General features: G+C 48.4%; 1 protein-coding gene. It reads right to left on the bottom strand.

The window, feature by feature from the left end; translation table 11 throughout:
• A partial coding sequence (locus RMO35_RS07910; protein ID WP_309740024.1) for a polysaccharide biosynthesis tyrosine autokinase occupies positions 1–1,536 on the bottom strand: 1,536 nt, incomplete at both ends.

Below are 1,536 nucleotides of genomic sequence, written 5' to 3'. Positions count from 1 at the left end.
TCGCGAATTGCTTGAATCAGCGTAGAGCGTTGGGTCTTCCCTAGTTTAGCCACTAAGACAATGCCATCGACTTGAGAACCCACCCAACTGAGATCGGCAAAATTCATCGGTGGGGTATCATAAATAACCAGATCGAACTCTGTTTCAAATTCCTGCATCAAACTTTTGAGCTTGGTCGATGAGAGCAGCCGTACCGGGTTAGATAACACCTGTCCGGCGGTTAAGACAGACAAATTATCGTCTAGATACGATGGTTGAATTACTAGATCTGGGTCTAAGTCTGATTCGATTAATTCGCTCAGACCTTGTTGATTCTCTAGTCTGAGGTAAGTATGCAGTCGGGGCGATCGCAAATCGGCATCTACTAATAGGACTTTATTACCTGCTAGTGCTGCCGCTCTGGCTAAGTTGGTGGCAATGAGCGATTTGCCTTCTTTCGCGCCTAACGAGCTAATGGCGATCGTCTGGATCGCTGTTGTCGTGCTGGAAAAGCCAATATTTGAGTAGAGTGAATTAAAAGCTTCTTTGAAAAATTGAATTTTGGCAGGTTGAGATAGGGCACCGCCGTCATTATTTTTGAACCAGCCGCTGGGGGCTAATTTCCGGGGCTGGGCGCGATCGAAAATGGGAATCGTGCCTAAGACTGGTAGTTTACTCAATCGTTGGACTTCGATGGGCGTGTAGATAATATCTTGGAGAATTTCGATCGTAAATGCCACGGCGATCGCGAATAAAATGGCTAAAACGATCGCGATCGATACCAACAGGCGTTTGTTTTGTTCGGCAAGATTAATCGGTTTGCCTTGGATGTCACTGGTAAGGGTGGGACGGGAGATCGCCTCCCACGGCACTTCCTGCTGAGCGACATCGATTCCCAATACCTCCCGTTTGGATAAATACCGATCTAATGTCTCGGAGGAGATTTTTAATTCTTGCTTTAAAGCTGCATATTTAGCCGAGACTGCTGGCAACTGTTGAAATTGCTGGTTGAGATTGGCTTGGGACTGGTTGAGAGCCTGCTGTTGGGTTTGCATGGCGTTCACGCGATCGGCTGCCCAGGTGACAATCTGTGCGGCTTCGCGATCGAGTCCAGCGCGGATATTTTGCTGTTCGCCGCGCAGGGTCTGGATCGTGGGGCTATTTGCTTGAAATCGGGCTGAAGCAACGGCAATCTGATGTTCGAGGTCGCGGTAGCGATCGATCGATTTCTGCGATGAGGGCAATTCACTCAGGACGGCGATGGCATCACCACCACTATATTTCTGTTTCAAGGTTTGATAGCGCGCTTGGGCTTCGGCTAATTTTGCCGTAGTATCGAACTGTTGGCGTTTGAGCGCCGATAGCAGTTGGGAAAATTCCGTGCCCTGTTGTTCGGGATCCATGAGGTTGCTCTGTTGCCGTAGCGCTTGAATTTGAGCTTGAATTTTATTGACTTGTTTTCTGAGCTGCGGCGTCTGGTCGTCAATAAATTTAATTCCCTGGCGAATATTCGTTTGGCGCTCCTTGAAACTATAGCGAAGATAGCCTTCAGTCAGC

The organism is Chamaesiphon sp. OTE_20_metabat_361, from assembly GCF_031364565.1.
This window is presented reverse-complemented; position numbering and strand designations above follow the sequence as displayed.